This is a genomic window from Nonomuraea sp. NPDC048826 (genome assembly GCF_043198225.1).
Lineage (GTDB): Bacteria > Actinomycetota > Actinomycetes > Streptosporangiales > Streptosporangiaceae > Nonomuraea.
The window spans coordinates 95,181-111,195 of the sequence record NZ_JBICUQ010000013.1; the positions used below are offsets into that span (position 1 = coordinate 95,181).

Here is a 16,015-nt window from a genome sequence, read left to right on the forward strand (position 1 = left end):
ATGGAGATCTTCGTTCTGGCCTTCTTCGCGCTCGGCTATCTCGTGCTGGCCGGGGCCGACATCGGCGTCGGCATGACGCTGCCGTACCTGGGCCGCACGCCGGACGAGCGGCGGGAGGTGATCGCCGCGATCGCGCCGTTCTTCCTGGGCAACGAGGTGTGGCTGGTGGTCACCGCCGGGGTGCTGGCCGGGTTCTTCCCGGAGCTGGAGGGCGAGCTGCTGAGCGGCAACTATCCGCTGATCGTGGCCCTGTTGCTGTCGTGGGTGGCGCGCGACGCGGGCCTGTGGCTGCGCGGCCGGCTCGCGGGCCGGCGGTGGCGGGCCTGGTGGGACGGCGCGATCGTGGCCGGCAGCTGGGGGCTGGCCATGAGCCTGGGCGGGCTGCTCGGCGAGGTGCTGCTCGGCCTGTCCGGGCCGCTCGCGCTGCTGCCCGTGGCGGCGCTGGCGGCGTTGTTCGCCACGCACGGGCTGGCCTTCGCCGGGCTCCGGCTCCGCGGCGAGCCGCGGCGGCGCGCGGCGGTGCTGTCGGGCGGCGCCGGGGAGGTCCGCACCTACGCGCTGACGGCGGCGGCGCTGCTGGTCGTGGGCGTGCTGGCCGGGCTCCGGCTGCCGCTGGAGCCCGGCACGTCGGGGGCGATGCTGGTGCCGGTCGTCCTGGCCATGATGCCGCTGATGGTGGCGGCGCAGGCCTGGGTGTGGTGGACGTTCCGGCACCGGGTCACCGGCCCCTCCTACCTGTGATCAGAACACCGGCACGCCCTCGCGGGTCAGGCGCCAGTTCTCCGCCGCGAACTGCGACGGGTCGATGGTGCCCTGGGCGGTGGCGTACTCGATCAGCGCCTGGCGGATCTCCACCTGGGCGTTGTAGAGCACCTCGGCCGAGGTGACGTGCGGGAAACCGCCGCCGCCCGACTGGCGGTAGTTGTTGATCGCCACCACGAACTCCTGGTCGGCGGCGACCGGCGCGCCCTCGTACGACAGGCCGGTGATGCGCTGGCCCACCGGCTTGCTGATGTCGATGTCGTAGGTGACACCGGAGAGCTGGTCGTAGTTGTAGTCGGGGGTGCCGCCCGCGTTGGTGAGGGTCGCGACGTCCACCGGGGCGCCGGGGGCGAGCTGGCTGAAGTACTTGGCCGAGTACTCCAGATAGTCCTTGAGCTGGGCCCCGGTCATCTTGACCGCCAGCAGCGTGTTGTCGTACACGTACAGGCCGGCCACGTCCCGCACCCGGATGTCGCCGGCCGGGAAGACGGCGGTGCGGCTGAACGGGGCCGCGATCGACAGCACGGGCAGCGTGTTGCCCGGCAGCGCCTGCTTGACCGTCTCCACCTGCACGTGCTGGATGTAGTCGAGGATCGGGGTGTCCTTGTACGGGGACTCGCCGGCGGAGAGCGCCTGGGCCGACTGGGCGACCACCGTGTTGACGTAGCCGACGGTGGTGTCGTGCTGCTGTTTCATCAGCCGGACGATCCGGGGATCCTCGGCGACGGCGTTGGTGTTGAGCGTGGTCGCGGACTTGCCGGTGACCTTCCACTTGCCGCGGTGCTTGGTGAGCTGGAAGTCGAGCACGCTGAGCCGCTGGCCCCACTTGCCCGGCTCGCTGAGGAGCACCTGCTCGCCGGTGACCTTGTTGGTGACGAACCGCTCGGGCACGTCGGTGTGCGCGTGCCCGAACAGCACGGCGTCGACGCCGGGCACCTGCTCGGCGACCAGGGCGGAGGCGTTCTCCACGGGCAGGTCGCCGCCGTAGGAGGACATGCCGTTGTCGCCGGCGTGCGCGGTGACCACGACCACGTCGGCGCCGTCCCGCCTGATCTGCGGCACCCACCGCTTGGCCGACTCGACCAGGTCGGTGAAGCGGAGCTTGCCCTCGACGTTGGCCTTGTCCCAGATGGCGACGCCGGGGTTGGTGAGGCCGAGCACGCCGACCCGGACCGGCTTGTCACCCTTGATCTTCATGGTCTTGATGACGTACGGCCGGTAGGCGGGCTTGCCCGTCCTGGCGTGCACGGCGTTGGCGGCGAGCACCGGGGCCTTCATCTGCTTGATCCAGGTGGCCAGCAGCGGCAGCCCGTAGTTGAACTCGTGGTTGCCCAGGGTGACGGCGTCGTACCCGATGGCGTTCATGGCCCGGGCCATCGGGTGGATCTCGCCGGTCTCGGTGATGGGCTCGATCTTGGCGTAGTAGTACGCCAGCGGGGTGCCCTGGATGGTGTCACCGGAGTCGAACAGCAGCGTGCGGTCCGCTCCTCGCTGCGCGCGCACCTGCTTGACCAGGGTGGACACCTTGGCCAGGCCGACGTGGTTGCCGTCCCGGTCGGTGAAGGGCGCGTTCTGGTAGTAGTCCCAGTTGAGCGCGTTGCTGTGGATGTCGGAGGTGCCCATCACCGTGACGGTGACAGGCTTGCCACCCGAGGCCTGCGCCGGGGGCGCGGCCAGGGCGGCCGCCACGAGTGCGGCGGCCGCTCCTGCGGCGAGCTTTCTGGTGTGCATGTGTCGGGACGTTAACCTCCGTCAAATGAGGTGAAAAGGGCAGATATTCACAGGTTGGCGCCCCCGGTGGCGTCGAGAGTGCGGCCGGTCATGAAGCTCGCCCCGGGCGAGGCGGCGAAGGCGATCACCTCGGCGATCTCGTCGGCCCGGCCCACCCGGTTGACCGCGTGCACGCTCTTCGCGAACGCCTCGCCTTCGGGAGTGCTCAGCCAGTCCGCGTTCACGTCGGTGTCGATGATGCCCGGGGCGACGTCGTTGACCGTGATCCCGCGCGGGCCCACCTCCTTGGCCAGCGCGAGCGTGAACGTCCGCACCGCGCCCTTGGTCATGGAGTACGCGATCATCTCGGGGAAGGCGATGTGCGCCACGCCCGAGGTGACGTTGACGATCCGGCCGCCGTCGGGGATGAGCGGCAGCAGGAGCCTGGTGAGGAAGAACAGGCCGCGCACGTTCACCGCGAAGAGCCGGTCGAACGTCTCCACCGTCTCCTGCTCCATCGGCCCGGACGCGGCGATGGCGGCGTTGTTGACCAGCACGTCGAGCCGGTCGGCCGCCCGCGCGACCTGCGCGGCCAGCGCCTCGACCTGCTCCGGCTCGCCCAGGTCGGCGCGGAGCGCGAACGCGCTGCCGCCGTCCGCCTCGATCAGCCGGACGGTCTCCTCGGCCGCGGCCTCGTTCACGCCGTAGTGCACGCCGACGCGGTGGCCGTCGCGGGCCAGCCGCAGCGCGGTCGCGCGGCCGATCCCCCTGCTCGCACCCGTCACAAGAGCGGTCTTCACGTGCGGACTTCCTTTCTGTAGTGATCGCTACAGAAAAATATCATAGCGGTCGCTATAGAATGGGCCGCATGGCGAGACGGCGAGCGTTCGACCGCGACGAGGCACTCGACCGGGCGCTGCACGCGTTCTGGCGCCACGGCTACGAGGTGACCTCCGTCGCCGAGCTGACGGCGGTGATGGGCATCAGGCCGCCCAGCCTGTACGCGGCCTTCGGCGACAAGCAGCGGCTGTTCGAGGAGACGCTGCGGCGTTATCAAGAGACCTACGGCGCGTTCACCACCCGGGCGCTCGCCGAGGAGCCGACGGCCAGACAGGCCGTCGAGCGCATCCTGTACGAGGCCGCCGCCGAGTACACCGACCCCGGCCACCCGCACGGCTGCATGGTCATCTCCGCGGCGGTCAACTGCGGGCCGGAGTCGTCCGAGGTCGAGGAGCGGCTGCGGCTGGCGCGCGAGTCGGCCAAGGCGGCGCTCAGGGAGCGCGTCGAGCGTGACGTGACGGCCGGGCTGCTGCCGCCGTCCACCGACGCCGCGGCGCTGGCCACCTACTACGCGGCGACCATCCAGGGCATGTCCACCCAGGCCCGCGACGGCGCGGGCCGCGACGAGCTGGAGCAGGTCGCGGCCCTGGCGATGCGCGCCTGGCCCGAGGGCTGACGCCGGTCGCTCAGCGCGCCTTGGCCGAGGCGTCCTCGGGGGACACGGCCAGGTCCGACACGCGCAGCCAGCGGGTGCCGTACCCGCCCAGCTCCAGCCGCACCCGGCCCGAGTCCGGCACCTCGACGGTGCCGTCCACCAGCAGGTCGGTCAGCAGGCAGCCGGCCAGCCCGTCCAGGGGCAGCTCCACCTCCGCCGCCTCGTCGCCCAGGTTGTGCACGACCACGACCGTCGCGCCGTCGACGTCGCTGCGGTGCGCGTACACGGCCGGGTGTCCCGGGTCCAGCACCGTGTACTCGCCCCAGGCCAGCTCCGGGCACTCCCGGTAGCGCTCGACGAGCAGCTGGATCCAGCGCAGCATCGACCCCGGGTCGCGCTTCTGGTCCGCCACGTTGACGTGCTCGGGCCCGAACTTCCCCGACGGCATCGGCCGCACCGGCTCCGCCGTGCTGAAGCCGCCGTTCCTCGACCACTGCATGGGGGTGCGGACGGCCATCCGGCCCGGCACCTCCAGGTTCTCGCCCAGCCCGATCTCCTCGCCGTAGAAGAGCACCGGCGTGCCCGGCAGCGAGAACATCAGGCTGTAGGCCAGCTTCATCCGGTCCGGGTCGCCGTCGAACATGCCCGGCAGCCGCCGGCGCAGGCCGCGGCCGAAGATCTGCATGTCCTCCTCCGGCCCGAACGCCTGGAAGATCTCCTGCCGCTCGTCGTCGGTGAGCTTGTCCAGGGTCAGCTCGTCGTGGTTGCGCAGGAACATCGCCCACTGGGCGGCCCTCGGCGCCTGCGGCCGCTCCCGCAGCGCGGCCACGAGCGGGGCGGCCTCCTTGCGGGCCAGCGCGAGCCAGCCCCTCTGCATGGCGATGAAGTCGAAGCACATGGTGAGCTCGTCGCCGAGCCCGTCGCCGAAGTAGCTGATCAGCTCCTTGTACGGCAGGTTGACCTCGCCGAGCAGCACCGAGTTGCCCTTGCGCCGGGTCATGAACGCCCGCAGGTCGGCCAGGAACTCGTGCGGCTCGCCCAGCTGCGGCGAGACGTTCTCGATCAGGAACGGCACCGCGTCCACCCGGAAGCCCGACAGCCCCAGCTCCATCCAGAAGCCGAGGATGCGGGAGAGCTCGTCGCGCACGGCCGGGTTGCCCACGTTCAGGTCCGGCTGGTGCTTGTAGAAGCTGTGCAGGTAGTACTGGCCGGAGCGGTCGTCGTACTCCCAGACGCTGTCCTCCTGGTCGGGGAAGACCACCGACTCCGGCTCCGGTTCCGGCTCGTCCTTCCAGACGTACCAGTCGCGCATCGGCGCGTCCTTGCCCCGGCGCGCGTCCTGGAACCACGGGTGCCTGTCGGAGGTGTGGTTGACGACCAGGTCGGCGATGACCCGCATGCCCCGGTCGTGCGCGGTGCGCATGAACTCCACGAAGTCGCCCAGCGTGCCCAGCCTCGGGTCCACGCTGTAGAAGTCGGTGACGTCGTAGCCGTCATCCTGGTTGGCCGTGGGATAGAACGGCATCAGCCACAGGCAGGTGACGCCCAGGTCGGCCAGATAGTCGATCGCCTGGCTGAGCCCGCGGAAATCGCCGATCCCGTCGCCGTTCCCGTCCTTGAAGGTCTCCACGTCCAGGCAGTAGACGACGGCGTTCTTCCACCACAGGTCGCTCGTGTACGTCATACGCATGCGGGCGAGCTACCCCCAAACGCGCATAAAGAACAAGTCACGAGGACCCCTTCCCGGCGCAGGTTTGGCGGATCTTCCCCGCGGTAAACAGAGCCCGCCGGTTAGCGGCATTTCTCGACGCAATACGACAAATCACCACTAGGGTCTGACCCGGAACGGATCACCCGGAGGGATGTCCATCATGAGCGACCACGCGATCACCTTCGACCTCATCGACACGGACAAGGACGGCCGCATCTCGGCCGAGGAGCTCGTCCGCGCGATGGAGGTCATCGGCCAGCCGGTGACCCTGGAAGCCGCCCAGGCCGGTGTCCGCCGCCTCGACCAGGACGGCGACGGCCTCATCGACGTGGACGAGTTCGGCGCGTTCCTGAAGCCCTGACGATCAGGCGGTGCGGACGTAGAGCTGGCCGAAGATCTCCGACAGGCTCTTCAGGTCCGTGGCCACGTCCACCTCGGGCGTGACCGGGTCGTACAGGGTGGCCAGGCGGGCCCGGACGGCCGTGAGCTTCTTGAGCTGGTCCCAGGTGGGGTTGGCCGCCCACTTCTCGCCGGACACCCGGCTGACCCGGCCCTGGGCGTCCTGCCAGCGGGTCCACAGGGTGACGGTCTCGGCGGCGTCGTCCTGCAGCGGGGCGGCGACGCGCTCGGTGATCGTCTTCGTGGCCTGCTCGGCGGTCAGGCCGGAGCCGCCGGGCGCGGCGAAGCCGGTGTCCTCGGCCGCGATCTGGGCGTAGGCGTCCCAGGCGCGGGCGCGGACCTGGATCCACTGGTTGCGCTGGGCGGTGGCGGCGTCGATGCCCCAGGTGGCGTACTCGGTGGCGAAGTGGCCGCCGTCGAGGGAGAGCTGGTCGACCAGGCCCTGAGCGAGCCAGGCGCCGACGCGGTCCGGGTCGGGCAGCGGGCGCTTCGCGGTGAGCGCCTTCTTGCACTCCTCGTCTGCGCCGCAGCCCAGGGCCGGCACCGCGGTCTGCACGGCGAGCTTCTTGCCGGGGGCGAGCTTGCGGAGCGTGGTGGCCGCCGACAGCACGAACGCGTCGAGCTCCTCGGCGGTGGCGAACGTCTGGTTGTAGCCGAGGCCGGAGCTGAACCGGATGCCGGCCACGCCGGGCTGGGCGGCCAGGGCGGCGATCTTCTTCGCGGTGTCGGCGAGCTTGCCCGCCTGGTGGTCGTCGGCCAGCTCGGTGTCGATCCAGACGCGCATGCCGTTCGCGGCGGCGGCCTTGACGGCCTGACCCGCGGGCGTCTCGGCGGCCTGCTTCAGCGCGGCGCCGGTGACCTCGTCAGGGTCGACGAAGCAAGGCTCGGCGGTCGGGCACTCCGGCTCGCCGCCGTCCTCGCTGCCCTCGACGTCGGGGCTGCCCACGTCGTGCATCTCGCCGTCGCCCTCGGAGTCGGTCGCGCACTGGGCGCCGTCCTCGGTGCAGTCGATGACGATCGGGTTCATCGGCCCGGAGTCGCGCATGTTCCGGCCGTCGTCGTCGAGCCAGAAGCGGGCGATCTCGGCGGCCTCCTCAGGGGTGGCCATCCAGCGGCAGACGACGTACGCGGGGGTGTCCGCCGCCATGAGGTCGTCGCAGCCGCGCGGATCGTCCGCCGACCACGCGGGAACGCCGATGCCGAGGAGGGAGAGTGCGAGACCGATGACGAAGAGCTGCCGCAGTCGCATGGCGCCTTACTTCCGGGGAGTGATCGGCTGGCATCTTGCACAATATCGGCATCAACCGGTGATCTCTACCGCTCGTGTTTGACCCTGTGAAAATTGGGACGACAGCACCACCTCGTACCGGCCAAACTTGAGCGTGCGTGAAATCCTCGGGGACCTCGGTCTCTTCCGCGACGGGCGGTTCGCCCTGCTCTTCTCGGCCCGTACGATCTCCATGCTCGGCACCGCGTTCGCGCCGGTGGCCCTCGCGTTCGGCATCCTCGAACTTCCCGGCGCCAGCGCGACGACGCTGTCCGTGGTGCTGACCGCCGAAGCGCTGCCGATGGTGCTGTTCATGCTCTTCGCAGGGGTGCTGGCCGACCGCTTCCCGAGGCAGCGGGTGATGATGTTCGGCGAGTGGGCCAACGCCCTGGCCTTCTGCACGCTGTCCGCGATGCTGCTGTCGGGCTGGACCCCGCTGGTCGCCCTGGCCGGCGCGGCGGCCATCAGCGGCGTGGCCGTCGCCGTGCTCTATCCCTCGCTGACCGGCATCATCCCCGAGGTGGTGCCGCCCGACCGGCTGCAGGCCGGCAACGCGCTGCTCGGTCTGGGCGCCAACGTCGCCCGGATGGCCGGCGCGGTGGCCGGCGGCGCCACGGTGGTGTTCGTCGGCGGAGGCTGGGCGCTCGCGGTCAGCGGCGCCCTGTTCGCCGTCGCCGGAGTGCTCATCTCGCTGGTGCGGCCCACTCCTCTGGCCGCGCGGGAGGAGCGCCACTCGGTGCTGAAGGACCTGCGCGAGGGCTGGCGCGAGTTCAGCTCCCGGCAGTGGATCTGGGTGGTGGTCGCCCAGTTCTCCATCCTGGTGCTGGCGGTGCAGGCCGGTCACGGGGTGCTCGGGCCGCTGCTGGCCAAGGAGAGCCTGGGCGGCCCGGCGGCCTGGTCGGCGTTCCTGGCCGGCGAGGCGATCGGCACGATCGCGGGCGTCCTGGTGTCGCTGCGGCTCCGGCCGCGCCGGCCGATCCTGGTCGGCACCCTGCTCTGCCTGCCGTCCGCGCTGCCGTACTTCCTGCTGGGGTCGAACGCGCCGCTCTGGGTGACGGTGGCGGGCGCGTTCGTGCTGGGCGTCTGTTTCGACGTGTTCGGCGTGCTGTGGACGACGACCATGCAGCGGGAGGTCCCGCCGGAGTCGCTGTCGCGGGTGAGCTCGTACGACGCGCTCGGCTCGCTGATGTTCGGCCCGATCGGGCTCATGCTGGCGGCCCCCGCGGCGGCGCTGATGGGCGTGCAGAACGCGCTGCTGGCATGCGGTGGCCTGGTGGTGCTGTCCACCTGCGCGGCGCTGCTCTCCCCCGGCGTGCGCAACCTGCGCGCCCCCGGCCGCCTTGAGGTCGTCTCCTCCAGTTGAGTGCTATCCGGCCTGCCCGCTGGTGCGCAGCCCGCGGGCCGGGATCCGCTCGTGCTGCCCGAACCGCGGTTCCGGTCCGTACGCGCCGTCGAGCAGGCCCGCCACATACTCGGCCAGCGCCGGCGCGTGCTTGAACCCGTGACCGGAGTCGCCGCCGAGCAGCCACACGCCGGGCGCGGTCTCGGTGATGAGCCACTCGGCGTCGGGCGTGAGCGCGTACTGGCAGACCTGGCTGAACAGCACCGGCGCCGACGCCAGCGACGGGAACCGACGGGCCAGGTAGGAGCGGGCGTTCGCGACGCTGGCCTCGTCCACGGCGCGCTCGCCGTGCTCGGGATCGTACGGGCGGCCCTCGGCGTCGGAGGTGGCCTTCATGCCCACGCCGTCCACGTCACCGTGGCCGTACGCGGCCGCGGCGTGGTCCACCCAGGCGGGCGTGCCCGGCGTGCTCCAGGCGGCGGGGACGGCGAAGTGCAGCGTGTCCTGCTTGGTCACGGTCACCGGCACCTCGAACAGCTCGGGCAGCCAGGCGCCGCAGGCCCACACCACCCGGTCGGCGGTCAGCACCTCGCCGCCGACCTCCACGGCGGCGCCGGGCGCGGGGGTCGCGCGGCCCCGGACGAGCCGGGCGCCGGCCGCCTCGGCGAGCCCGGCGGTCACCTGGGTGGCCCGGCGGGCCCTGATGACGCCGGCGTGCGGTTCCCAGAGCAGGTGGCTGAGGCCGGTCGGGTCGAAGTCGGGGAAGAAGCGGGCGCCGTCGGCGGGGTCGAGCACCTCACACGGAATATCCAGATTTTTCAGGACCTGGGCACTGGCGTGCTCCCACCCGTCCTCCGTCTGGGCGAACCAGAGCATGCCGGCCTCGGCGTACAGCTCCTCCCCCGCCCGCTCACCGAGCCGCCGCCAGCCGTCCCGCGCCCGCCACGCCAGGCGCGCGTACCACTCCTCGCTGCCGTGCGCGCAGCGCATCAGCCGGGTCTCCCCCGCGCTGGACTGCCGGACGTGCCCCGGCCGGTGCTGCTCGACCAGCGTCACCCGCCACCCGGTTTCGGCCAGCCGCAACGCCAGCGATGAACCCCAAATCCCCGATCCGACCACGATGACCGATTTCATGGGACCACGGTGACCGGAGACGAGCCCCGAAGCAAGGGGTCAGACGACGATCAGTGTCACCACCACGCCCGCGCAGTTGCCCGCCAGGCAGATGCGCACCGGCACCCGCGACACCCCGGACGCCTGGGGCACGCCGCCGACGTGCCCGTCGGGGCCGATGGTGACGCCCTGCGGCAGCGTGTCGGGGTTCGTGACGGTGAACGTCGGCGGCACGCCGGTGGGCCCGCCCTTGATCGGGATGGCCGCGCGCAGCCGCTCCCCGACCCGGCCGGGGAAGGTCAGCACGCCGGGGGCCCACGGCACGTTGCGCAGCACGACGAACGTGACCTGCTGCGGGGAGCAGGTCTGGCCGCGGCAGATCTGGACCGGCGCGGCGAAGGTCCCCGGGCGTTCCGGCCTGCCGTACACCCGGCCGCTCGCGTCCACGCCGAGCCCAGGCGCGAGCGGCGCGCCGGGGCGGATGCTGACGCCCTTCTCCACGGGCATCAGGCGCTGCTCGACCTCGATGCCGACAGTGAGATAGAAGGTGTCCTCCACCAGCCGGTCGGCCGGGGTCGCCGCGGGCGTCGCCCTGGCCATGTAGATCGCTCTCGCGCCGCCGGACGGAAGGGCTGGGAGGAAGGCGCACATGGCCAATCCGGCAACCAGGAGAACCCACGTTTGCCGCATTATTACCCCCCGGTGCTTCTGCTCCCCTACGTACCCCTTTCACCGCATACAGTCACCACAGCCCCAGGAAGGGCACGGGATAATCGCCCTATGGCCGCTGAATCCGCTCAGACACTCGAACGCGGGCTCCGCCTGCTCAGGCTGCTCGCCGACGGCAAGGGCGGGCGGACCCCGACCGAGCTGAGCGCCGAGCTGTCGCTGAGCCGCCCGGTGGTCTACCGGCTGCTGACGACCCTGCTCAACGAGGGGTTCGTGCGCCGCGACGCCGAGGGCCGGGTCCACCTGGGGTTCGGGCTGCTCGTGCTGGCTCAGGCCGTGCAGCCGCTGCTGCGCGCGGCGGCGGTGCCCACGCTGCGCCGGCTGGCCGAACAGGTGGGCGCGACCGCGCACCTCACGGTCGCCGAAGGCGACGACGCGCTGGCCGTGGCCGTGGTGGAACCGTCGTGGACGAGCATGCACGTGGCCTACCGGGAGGGCGCCCGCCATCCGCTGGCCGTGGGCGCGGCCGGGCGGGCGATCCTGGCGGGCCGCGAGGGCGGGTCCGCATATCTGGTGACCGAGGGGCAGTTGCAGGAAGGGGCCCGGGGGGTGGCGGCGCCCGTCCTGGGGCTGCCGTGGCTGGAGGCCTCGGTCGGGGTGGTCACGTTCGGGCCGCTCGCGGAGTCGACGGGGCCCCGGGTGGTCGAGGCGGCCGCCGAGCTCGCCGCGGCCCTGGGTTGACATCCGTCCAGGCATGACGGACGGTTGTCACATATAGAGGACACTTACGTCCGATAAACGGACGATTCGGGAGGGGCGGATGCCGTACTACCGCGCGGTGGGCGAGGTGCCCCGCAAGCGCCATGTGCAGTTCAGGCGGCCCGACGGCGGCCTGTACGCCGAGGAACTGATGGGCGAGGAGGGGTTCTCCTCCGACTCGTCGCTGCTCTACCACCGCCACCTGCCGACCGCCATCATCAAGGCCGAGGCCGTCACGCCGACCGGCGACACGCGCCTGTCGCCCAATCTGCCGCTGTCGCCGCGCCACTTCCGCACCACCGAGCTGGTCAGCGCCGGCGACCTGGTGTCCGGGCGCATCCTGCTGGCCGGCAACGGCGACGTCCGGTTGTCGTACGCGACCAGCGACCGGCCCAGCGAGCTCTACCGCAACTCGATGGGCGACGAGTGCGTGTACGTCCAGGACGGCACGGCCCGCTTCGAGTCCACGTACGGCGTGATCGAGGCCGGCCCCGGCGACTACGTGGTCATCCCGACCGGCACCATCCACCGCTGGGTGCCGAAGGGCCGGGTCAACGTGCTGGCCGTCGAGGCGTCCGGGCACATCAGGCCGCCCAAGCGCTACCTGTCGCAGTACGGCCAGTTCCTGGAGCACGCCCCCTACTGCGAGCGCGACCTGCGGGCGCCCGAGGAGCCGCTGCTCGCCGAGGGCGAGGAGGTGCCGGTGCTGGTGCGCACCCGGGGCGGGCTGACCCGCCTGGTCTACCGGCACCACCCGTTCGACGTGGTCGGCTGGGACGGCTACCTCTACCCGTACGCGTTCAACATCGACGACTTCGAGCCGATCGTGAAGAAGACGCACGCGCCGCCGCCCGTCCACCAGACGTTCGAGGGGCCGGGCTTCGTGATCTGCTCGTTCTGCCCCCGCCCGCTGGACTTCCACCCCGACTCGGTGCCGATCCCGTACAACCACCACAACGTCGACTCCGACGAGTTCATGTTCTACGTCGGCGGTGACTACTCGGCGCGCCGGGGATCGGGCATCGACGTGGGCTCGATCTCGCTGCACCCGGCCGGCTTCACGCACGGGCCGCAGCCCGGCGCGGTCGAGGCCGTGATCGACGCCGTCGCCCGGGGCGTCACCACCACCAGCGAGATGGCGGTGATGGTCGACACCTTCCGCCCGCTGGACCTCGGGCAGGGCGCGCTGGCCTGCGAGGACCCCGGATACGCCTGGACCTGGTCACGATGATGCTCTACACCGCTCTGATCGACGACGCGGGCCTGTTCCCGCCGACGTCACTGCACATGTCCGACGCGCTGGACCGCCACCGGCGCGACCAGGAGCGGGGCAGCCCGGTGCTGACCCACCGCTTCCTCTGCCCGGCCAGCCGGCTCGACCGGCTGCGCGCCGAACCGTTCACGCCGCGGCGGATCGGGCTGATCCTCGACACGCCGGAGCTGCCGGACCTCGACGGCCTGCCGATCGACATCGCCGAGGCCAAGCTGCCGCCCGACCGGAGCGTCGAGGAGCTGGCCCACGAGCTGAGGCGGCTGCTCCCCCAGGGGGTGCGGCTGTTCGTCGAGGTGCCGCCCAGGAAGTTCGTCCCCGACGTGCCGGAGGGCGTGGGCCTGAAGGTGCGCTGCGGCGGAGAACAGCCGCAGGCGTTCCCGGCGGCCGAGCAGCTCGCCGCGTTCATCCGGTTCTGCGTGGCGGGCGACATCCCGTTCAAGGCCACCGCCGGGCTGCACCACGCCGTGCGCCACTTCGACCCGTCGCTGGGCGTCGACCGGCACGGCTTCCTCAACCTGCTGCTGGCCGTGTGCGAGGCCGTCGAGGGCCGCGACCCGGTGCCCGCCCTGCGCACCACCGACGTGGGTCACCTCGCGCGCATCTCGCGGACCGTGCCCGAGCAGACCGCGAAGCGGGCCAGGCAGCTGCTGGTCAGCTACGGCTCGTGCAGCACCACCACGCCGCTGGACGACCTGCGGACCCTGCAACTGATCGAGGAGGACGCGTGAGCTGGGGCCTGGACAACCTGCCCTACGGGGTCTTCTCCCGGCGAGGCGAGGCGCCCCGGGTGGGCGTCCGCTACGGCGACCGGGTGCTGGACCTGGCCGCGGCGCTGCACGACGAGGTGTTCGCCGCTCCCTCGCTCAACCCGTTCATGGCCCGCGGCCGCTCGGCCTGGCACGACACGCGGCGGCTGATCAGGAACAAGCTGTCCGGCGACCTCGCGGTGACCGAGCCCCACCTGATCCCGCTGGAGCGGGTGCGGCTGCACATGCCGTTCGAGGTGGCCGACTACGTCGACTTCTACTGCTCGCTGGAGCACGCGACCAACGTAGGGCGCATCTTCCGCCCCGACTCCGAGCCGCTGAAGCCCAACTGGCGCCGCCTGCCCGTCGGCTACCACGGCAGGGCGGGCACGGTCGTGCCGTCCGGCACGCCGATCAGGCGCCCGCACGGGCAGCTGCGGGCCGGCGAGTTCGGGCCGACGGCGAAGCTCGACATCGAGGCCGAGCTGGGGTTCGTGGTGGGCGTGCCGTCCGAGCTGGGCTCTCCGGCCGGCGCCTTCGAGGAGCACGTGTTCGGGGTGACGCTGGTCAACGACTGGAGCGCGCGCGACATCCAGGCGTTCGAGTACGTGCCGCTCGGGCCGTTCCTGGGCAAGTCGTTCGCCACCTCCGTCTCGCCGTGGGTGACGCCGCTGGAGGCGCTGCCCCGGGCGCCGGGGCGCACGCAGGACCCGCCGCCGCTCGACTACCTGCGCAGGAAGGACGACTGGGGGCTCGACGTCACGCTGGAGGTCGAGCTCAACGGCGAGGTCGTCTCCCGGCCTCCGTACCGGAACATGTACTGGACGCCGGACCAGATGCTCGCCCACCTGACCGTGAACGGCGCGTCGCTGCGCACCGGCGACCTGTTCGCCAGCGGCACGGTCTCCGGGGAGCAGCGCGAGGAGCGCGGCTCGCTGATCGAGCTCACCTGGAACGGGACCGACCCCATCAAGCTGAACGGCGGCGAGACCCGGGCGTTCCTGCAGGACGGGGACACGGTGACGATCCGCGCGACCGCGGGCGACATCAGCCTCGGAGAGGTGACCGGAAAAGTCGGATAAGTGACTCCGGGTGCTCGTACCGTGACTCCTCGCTAACCTTGAGGCTCCCCTTCCCCAGGAAAGCAGGAGTGACATGCTGCGGCGTGCCGCGACGATCTCCCTTGCCGCCTGCCTCGTCGCCGCGGGCGGCTGCGGCGCCGTGACGCCTCAGGCGCCGCCGCCGCGCCCGCCCGCGGTCACCGTCTCCCCGCCGCTCGGCGCCGACCGGGCCCGTCCCGACCTGGGCCTCGTGGTGCGCGCCCAGGGCGGCCCGCTGCACCGGGTCGTCGTCCACGCCGACGGCGTCCCGGTACGGGGCGGCCTCGACGCGGCGCGCACCACCTGGCGCTCGCAGTGGGCGCTGCGGCCCGGCGCCGAGTACACGGTGGCCGTGACGGCGGCGGGCCGCACCGTCGCCGCCGGCCGCTTCCGCACCCGCGCCGCCGAGCGGACCTTCCAGCTGGCGGCCACGGCCCCGCTGCCTGGCGAGACCGTGGGTGTGGGCATGCCGGTCGTCCTCGACTTCGACGCCCCGGTGCGCGACCGGGCCGCGGTGGAGCGGGCGCTGGAGGTCAGGGCCGAGAAGCCGGTCGAAGGGGCCTGGCGGTGGATCGGCGACACCCGGGTGGTCTACCGCACCCGGCGGTTCTGGCCCGCCAGGCAGCAGGTCACCGTCACCGCCCACCTGGCCGGCACCCGCTCGGCCCCCGGCGTCTACGGCACCACCGACCGCACGTTCGCCTTCACCGTCGGCCGCCACCAGGCCAGCCGGATCGACACCCGCGCCCACCGCATGACCGTGCACCGCGACGGCCGGCCCGCGCAGGACATGGCGATCAGCGCCGGCATGGCCACCACCCGCGAATACACCACGACCAGCGGCGTCCATTTGACCATGGAGAAGGGCCATCCCGTCCGGATGGTCTCGCCCGGCCGCGCCGAGGGCGACCCCGGCTACTACGACGTCATGATCGACCACGCCGTCCGCATCTCCGACAGCGGCGAGTACGTGCACGCCAAGGACAACGTGTGGGCCCAGGGCCGCCGCAACGTCAGCCACGGCTGCGTCAACGCCCGCCCCGACCAGGCCGCCTGGTTCTACACCCACTCCCTGCGCGGCGACCCGGTGGTGATCACGGGCACCGACCGCGCGCTCGAATGGGACAACGGATGGGGATTCTGGCAGCTTTCCTGGGAGAAATGGCGCGAAGGAAGTGCGTTGCGTTCGCGTGCCAACGCGCCTCTGCCGTGAGCGTGATTCCCGGATTACGGTGGAAAGAGGGAACGATGGCGTGTACAGGCCCGTTATTACTTACAGGAGGGCCGGAGCATGGATGGATGGATTCTCTGGGTGATCGCCGCAGTTCTCCTCGGGGTGCTGGAGATCTTCACGCTCACCGCCGCGCTCGGCCTGCTCGGTGTCGCTTCTCTGCTCACCGCCGGGGCGGCGGCGATCGGCCTGCCGGTGCCGTTGCAGTTGCTCGTCTTCGCGCTGACGTCGACCGCCGGGCTGGTCGTGATCAGGCCCATCGTGCAGCGTCACAACATCCGTCAGCCACCGCTGACGAGGTTCGGCGTCGAGGCGCTCGTCGGCAAGCCCGCCTATGTGCTGTCCGAGGTCACGGGTCACAGCGGCCGGATCCGCCTGGCCGGCGAGGAGTGGTCGGCCCGCGCCTACGACGAGACACTCGTGATCCCGATCGGTGCCACCGTCGACGTCATCGAAATCGACGGCGCCACCGCACTCGTTTATCCCCGGGAGTGAGAT

Annotated in this window: 16 protein-coding genes; 10 read left to right on the top strand and 6 right to left on the bottom strand. The window is 71.6% G+C overall.

The window, feature by feature from the left end:
* Positions 1 to 741, top strand: a complete 741-nt coding sequence (locus ACGFI7_RS38470; protein ID WP_393413636.1) for a cytochrome d ubiquinol oxidase subunit II — start codon at positions 1 to 3, stop codon at positions 739 to 741.
* Here ACGFI7_RS38470 and ACGFI7_RS38475 read toward each other — a convergent pair whose 3' ends face one another.
* The gene (locus ACGFI7_RS38475) at positions 742 to 2,493 is read right to left on the bottom strand and encodes a bifunctional metallophosphatase/5'-nucleotidase (protein WP_393413638.1); all 1,752 of its coding nucleotides are present in this window, start codon (positions 2,491 to 2,493) and stop codon (positions 742 to 744) included. It abuts the gene before it with no gap.
* A gap of 47 nt (positions 2,494 to 2,540) precedes the next feature.
* Entirely contained in the window at positions 2,541 to 3,272 is a 732-nt protein-coding gene (locus ACGFI7_RS38480) for an SDR family NAD(P)-dependent oxidoreductase (protein WP_393413640.1), read from the bottom strand.
* A gap of 68 nt (positions 3,273 to 3,340) precedes the next feature.
* Here ACGFI7_RS38480 and ACGFI7_RS38485 point away from each other — a divergent pair, with 68 nt between their 5' ends.
* The gene (locus ACGFI7_RS38485) at positions 3,341 to 3,928 is read left to right on the top strand and encodes a TetR/AcrR family transcriptional regulator (protein WP_393413642.1); all 588 of its coding nucleotides are present in this window, start codon (positions 3,341 to 3,343) and stop codon (positions 3,926 to 3,928) included.
* A 10-nt stretch (positions 3,929 to 3,938) separates the two neighbouring features.
* Here ACGFI7_RS38485 and ACGFI7_RS38490 read toward each other — a convergent pair whose 3' ends face one another.
* A complete protein-coding gene (locus ACGFI7_RS38490) occupies positions 3,939 to 5,597 on the bottom strand; it encodes an alpha-amylase family protein (RefSeq protein ID WP_393413644.1) in 1,659 nt (552 codons plus the stop codon).
* 181 nt (positions 5,598 to 5,778) lie between these two features.
* Here ACGFI7_RS38490 and ACGFI7_RS38495 point away from each other — a divergent pair, with 181 nt between their 5' ends.
* Positions 5,779 to 5,979, top strand: a complete 201-nt coding sequence (locus ACGFI7_RS38495) for an EF-hand domain-containing protein (RefSeq protein ID WP_393413646.1) — start codon at positions 5,779 to 5,781, stop codon at positions 5,977 to 5,979.
* A 3-nt stretch (positions 5,980 to 5,982) separates the two neighbouring features.
* Here the strand turns inward: ACGFI7_RS38495 and ACGFI7_RS38500 are convergent, their stop codons facing one another.
* On the bottom strand, positions 5,983 to 7,266 hold the full coding sequence (locus ACGFI7_RS38500; RefSeq protein WP_393413648.1) for a hypothetical protein: 1,284 nt from the start codon (positions 7,264 to 7,266) through the stop codon (positions 5,983 to 5,985).
* A 133-nt stretch (positions 7,267 to 7,399) separates the two neighbouring features.
* Between ACGFI7_RS38500 and ACGFI7_RS38505 the strand changes: the two genes are divergently transcribed.
* Complete coding sequence (locus ACGFI7_RS38505) at positions 7,400 to 8,647, top strand: MFS transporter (RefSeq protein ID WP_393413850.1); 1,248 nt, start codon at positions 7,400 to 7,402, stop codon at positions 8,645 to 8,647.
* 3 nt (positions 8,648 to 8,650) lie between these two features.
* On the opposite strand, the gene ACGFI7_RS38510 is transcribed toward ACGFI7_RS38505, so the two are convergent.
* Together ACGFI7_RS38510 and ACGFI7_RS38515 are read right to left on the bottom strand one after the other, a co-directional pair.
* Complete coding sequence (locus tag ACGFI7_RS38510; RefSeq protein WP_393413650.1) at positions 8,651 to 9,760, bottom strand: NAD(P)/FAD-dependent oxidoreductase; 1,110 nt, start codon at positions 9,758 to 9,760, stop codon at positions 8,651 to 8,653.
* 39 nt (positions 9,761 to 9,799) lie between these two features.
* Entirely contained in the window at positions 9,800 to 10,339 is a 540-nt protein-coding gene (locus ACGFI7_RS38515) for a hypothetical protein (protein ID WP_393413652.1), read from the bottom strand.
* A gap of 180 nt (positions 10,340 to 10,519) precedes the next feature.
* Between ACGFI7_RS38515 and ACGFI7_RS38520 the strand changes: the two genes are divergently transcribed.
* From ACGFI7_RS38520 to ACGFI7_RS38545, 6 genes are all read left to right on the top strand, one after another.
* Positions 10,520 to 11,149 (top strand): IclR family transcriptional regulator, encoded by a 630-nt coding sequence (locus ACGFI7_RS38520; RefSeq protein ID WP_393413653.1) that lies wholly within the window; start codon positions 10,520 to 10,522, stop codon positions 11,147 to 11,149.
* A 79-nt stretch (positions 11,150 to 11,228) separates the two neighbouring features.
* On the top strand, positions 11,229 to 12,398 hold the full coding sequence (locus ACGFI7_RS38525; protein WP_393413655.1) for a homogentisate 1,2-dioxygenase: 1,170 nt from the start codon (positions 11,229 to 11,231) through the stop codon (positions 12,396 to 12,398).
* Positions 12,395 to 13,168, top strand: a complete 774-nt coding sequence (locus tag ACGFI7_RS38530; RefSeq protein WP_393413657.1) for a hypothetical protein — start codon at positions 12,395 to 12,397, stop codon at positions 13,166 to 13,168. The genes ACGFI7_RS38525 and ACGFI7_RS38530 overlap by 4 nt, the downstream gene beginning before the upstream one ends.
* Positions 13,165 to 14,268 (top strand): fumarylacetoacetase, encoded by a 1,104-nt coding sequence (gene fahA / locus ACGFI7_RS38535; protein ID WP_393413658.1) that lies wholly within the window; start codon positions 13,165 to 13,167, stop codon positions 14,266 to 14,268. The genes ACGFI7_RS38530 and fahA overlap by 4 nt, the downstream gene beginning before the upstream one ends.
* Before the next feature lie 73 nt (positions 14,269 to 14,341).
* Positions 14,342 to 15,499 (top strand): Ig-like domain-containing protein, encoded by a 1,158-nt coding sequence (locus ACGFI7_RS38540; protein ID WP_393413660.1) that lies wholly within the window; start codon positions 14,342 to 14,344, stop codon positions 15,497 to 15,499.
* Positions 15,500 to 15,577: 78 nt separating this feature from the next.
* Positions 15,578 to 16,012, top strand: a complete 435-nt coding sequence (locus tag ACGFI7_RS38545; RefSeq protein ID WP_393413662.1) for an NfeD family protein — start codon at positions 15,578 to 15,580, stop codon at positions 16,010 to 16,012.
* Positions 16,013 to 16,015 lie beyond the last annotated feature (3 nt).

Coding starts and splice junctions, on each gene's coding strand:
- ACGFI7_RS38470 (WP_393413636.1), top strand. CDS start 1: ATGGAGATCTTCGTTCTGGCCTTCTTCGCGCTCGGCTATCTCGTGCTG.
- ACGFI7_RS38475 (WP_393413638.1), bottom strand. CDS start 2,493: ATGCACACCAGAAAGCTCGCCGCAGGAGCGGCCGCCGCACTCGTGGCG.
- ACGFI7_RS38485 (WP_393413642.1), top strand. CDS start 3,341: ATGGCGAGACGGCGAGCGTTCGACCGCGACGAGGCACTCGACCGGGCG.
- ACGFI7_RS38490 (WP_393413644.1), bottom strand. CDS start 5,597: ATGCGTATGACGTACACGAGCGACCTGTGGTGGAAGAACGCCGTCGTC.
- ACGFI7_RS38495 (WP_393413646.1), top strand. CDS start 5,779: ATGAGCGACCACGCGATCACCTTCGACCTCATCGACACGGACAAGGAC.
- ACGFI7_RS38500 (WP_393413648.1), bottom strand. CDS start 7,266: ATGCGACTGCGGCAGCTCTTCGTCATCGGTCTCGCACTCTCCCTCCTC.
- ACGFI7_RS38510 (WP_393413650.1), bottom strand. CDS start 9,760: ATGAAATCGGTCATCGTGGTCGGATCGGGGATTTGGGGTTCATCGCTG.
- ACGFI7_RS38515 (WP_393413652.1), bottom strand. CDS start 10,339: ATGGCCAGGGCGACGCCCGCGGCGACCCCGGCCGACCGGCTGGTGGAG.
- ACGFI7_RS38520 (WP_393413653.1), top strand. CDS start 10,520: ATGGCCGCTGAATCCGCTCAGACACTCGAACGCGGGCTCCGCCTGCTC.
- ACGFI7_RS38525 (WP_393413655.1), top strand. CDS start 11,229: ATGCCGTACTACCGCGCGGTGGGCGAGGTGCCCCGCAAGCGCCATGTG.
- ACGFI7_RS38530 (WP_393413657.1), top strand. CDS start 12,395: ATGATGCTCTACACCGCTCTGATCGACGACGCGGGCCTGTTCCCGCCG.
- ACGFI7_RS38540 (WP_393413660.1), top strand. CDS start 14,342: ATGCTGCGGCGTGCCGCGACGATCTCCCTTGCCGCCTGCCTCGTCGCC.
- ACGFI7_RS38545 (WP_393413662.1), top strand. CDS start 15,578: ATGGATGGATGGATTCTCTGGGTGATCGCCGCAGTTCTCCTCGGGGTG.